This is a genomic window from Mycobacterium sp. SMC-17 (assembly GCF_045310915.1).
In the GTDB taxonomy this organism is placed as follows: Bacteria; Actinomycetota; Actinomycetes; order Mycobacteriales; family Mycobacteriaceae; genus Mycobacterium.
Map to the genome: position 1 here is coordinate 1 of NZ_JBJIAK010000120.1, position 2,884 is coordinate 2,884.

General features: G+C 67.4%; 3 protein-coding genes and 1 pseudogene. 2 read left to right on the forward strand and 2 right to left on the reverse strand.

Going from position 1 to position 2,884, the window contains the following annotated elements; genetic code table 11:
- Nucleotides 1-595: cadmium resistance transporter (locus ACJH7A_RS30230; protein WP_406803300.1), on the reverse strand; the 595-nt coding region annotated here is incomplete at its 3' end.
- 138 nt (nt 596-733) lie between these two features.
- A complete protein-coding gene (locus tag ACJH7A_RS30235) occupies nt 734-1,123 on the reverse strand; it encodes a heavy metal-responsive transcriptional regulator (protein ID WP_005148625.1) in 390 nt (129 codons plus the stop codon).
- Nucleotides 1,124-1,179: 56 nt separating this feature from the next.
- Between ACJH7A_RS30235 and merA the strand changes: the two genes are divergently transcribed.
- Complete coding sequence (gene merA, locus ACJH7A_RS30240) at nt 1,180-2,583, forward strand: mercury(II) reductase (protein ID WP_005148655.1); 1,404 nt, start codon at nt 1,180-1,182, stop codon at nt 2,581-2,583.
- Nucleotides 2,584-2,609: 26 nt separating this feature from the next.
- A pseudogene (locus ACJH7A_RS30245) lies at nt 2,610-2,884 on the forward strand (alkylmercury lyase); the annotation flags it as partial.

Sequence of the window (2,884 nt, forward strand, 5' to 3'; positions counted from 1 at the left end):
TGATCATTGCTCCGGGCAGAACGATGTGGCCCCAGCGTGAGAGTGCTTTGGCGATGATCGGGTGGGAGGCGAAATATCGGCCGGCCGCGCACCAGATGGCCACACCGATGAGGAACACGATGATGTAAACACCGATGGTGGCGATCGTTGAGACGGCGAAGATCGGAACGTACACGCCGATGTTGTCGCCGCCGTTGGCGAAGGTGATGACTGCGACCTGCCAGGTGCCAGGCGTCAACAGTGTTGCGGGATCATCGGTCGGCGCCGGTTGGGTGCGGCGATCCCGCCAGGCCAGCCATGCCGCCCGCAGCCCCAACACGATGGGCAGCAGCCCGAAGTACGGCAGTGCGGCTGGAGGAAGCAGCGTGGCACCCAGGAGTGCGCCGCCGACCGAAACTGCCAAGATGGCGGTGAAGCCGAGGTACTGACCGGCGGTCACTCGGATGGCTGCGCCACGATGACCGGGCGCCTGGCCGAACATCACCGCGAGGACCACGATGTCGTCGATATTGGTGATGGCGAAGGTGGCGATCGCCTGAACGAGTGTGGCTGGGCTCAGCACGGCCAATGCGACCAGCTTCGAGTGAAATCCCACCGCATCGGGTGAGCCTACTGCTCAGCAGGCCCCGCGCTCCCGCGCACCAACGACCTCCAGTGGGGCGGAAATTCATGACGACTGCCGGGGTCAACGGACTTGACGAAATACATGCCTCCGGTGCCACGGAGGTGGCTCCTAGAGGTATCGACATACGTCATCGGCGCTGCATGATTCCGGGTCGACGCTTTCGGCGCCCTGCCGCAGCCGGGCGATGGTCTCGCGCAGTGCCACCAGTGCGCTGATCTGCTCGTCGAGGTCGGTCAGTCGGATGTCGAGCAGGTCGCGCACGTGCGTGCACGGCGCGTGGCCGCTGTCACGGATGTCGAGGATCTGCCGAATCTGGGCGAGGCTGAACCCGGCGGCCTGTCCCCGTCGGATGAAGCCGACCCGGGCGATCGTGTCGGCGGCATAGTCGCGATACCCCGCCGGGGAACGTTCGGCGGGCGGGAGCAGGCCTTCGTCTTCGTAGTAGCGCAGCGTCGCGGTGGTGGCCCCGGTCGCCTCGGCGAGCTTCCCGATTCTCACGATGTCTCCTCAGAACACTTGACCTTCAAGCCTACTTGAAGGTCAAGGATGGGTGCATGAGTCAGGGATTGGACCTCGCGGTCATCGGTTCCGGCGGCGCGGCGATGGCCGCGGCGATCCGCGCTACCGCGCTCGGCAAGTCCGTCGTCATGATCGAGCGCGGCATCTTCGGTGGCACGTGTGTCAACACCGGCTGCGTGCCGTCAAAGGCCCTGATCGCAGCGGCCGAGGCCCGGCATACCGCAGCCGACACTGCCCGGTTCCCGGGGATCGCCACCACGGCCGGCCCGGTGGACATGGCGGCCCTGATCGCCGGCACGCACGATCTGGTGGAGTCGCTGCGCTCAGAGAAGTACCTCAACGTGGCCGAATCGTATGGCTGGCAGCGCATTCAGGGCCAAGCGCGGTTCGCCGGAACCCCGGACGCGCCCGTCATCGAGGTCGGCGATGCCACCATCGAGGCCGAGCACTACCTGATCGCCACCGGCGCGAACCCAGTCATCCCGCCCGCATTCGAGGGCGTCGCCTACCTGACCTCGACCACCGCGATGGAAGTCACCGAGGTCCCGGAGTCGCTGCTGGTGATCGGCGGCGGCTACGTCGCGTTGGAGCAGGCGCAACTGTTCGCCCGGCTCGGGTCAACGGTGACGGTGCTGGTCCGCTCCACGCTGGCATCGAAGGAAGAGCCGGAAGTCGGCATGGCGCTGCTGGAGGTGTTCGCCGACGACGGCATCCGGGTGGTGCGCCGCGCCACGGTGAGCGAGGTCGAGCAGGCCGACGATCAGGTCACGGTCACCGCGACCATCACCGGCGGAACGCAGCAGTTCCGTGCCGCGAAAGTCCTCGTCGCCACCGGCCGCCGTCCGAACACCGACGGCCTGAATCTCGAAGCGGTGCAGGTCAAAACCGGCGAGAACAACGAGGTCGTGGTGAGCGACGGGCTGCAGTCGTCGAACCCACGGATCTGGGCGGCCGGCGACGTGACCGGGCACCGCGAGTTCGTCTACGTCGCCGCCCATCACGGCGCGATGGTCGCCGACAACATCTTCACCGACGCCGGCCGCAGGGTCGACTACCGCCATCTGCCCCGCGTGACGTTCACCAGCCCCGCGGTCGGTGCGGCCGGGACGACCGAGGCCGAGCTCCTCGCCGCCGGGACACGGTGCGACTGCCGGGTGCTGCCGCTAAAACATGTGCCGCGTGCGGTGGTCAACCGAGACACCCGCGGTTTCATCAAACTCGTCGCCGACGCCGGCACCGGCCGCATCCACGGCATCACCGCCGTCGCCAAGGATGCTGGCGAGATCGCCGCCGCCGCGGTCTACATCCTCGACGCCGCGATGACCGTCGACCAGGTCGCCGGGTCCTGGGCCCCGTATCTGACCATGGCCGAAGGCATCAAAATCGCCGCCCAGTCCTTCAGCGCCGATATGTCCCGACTGTCCTGCTGCGCATCCTGACGCATGGCTCACTCGAAAGGTTCCTGATGCCCAATTTCCTTGACCGCCTGACCATTCCGGAAGAGTCCGGGCTCGACCCGACGATGCTGGTGCCGTTGCTGCGGCTGCTCGCCGCCGGCGAGCCGGTCACCGTGGAGGCGCTCGCCGCGGCCGTCGGCCTCCCGGTTGACGAGGTGACCCGGCGTCTGGCCGCGGTACCCGACACCGAATACGACGAGCAGGGCCGCATCGTCGGCCAGGGCCTGACCCTGCGCCCGACCCGCCACCGATTCACCGTGGCCGGCCAAGAGCTCTACACCTG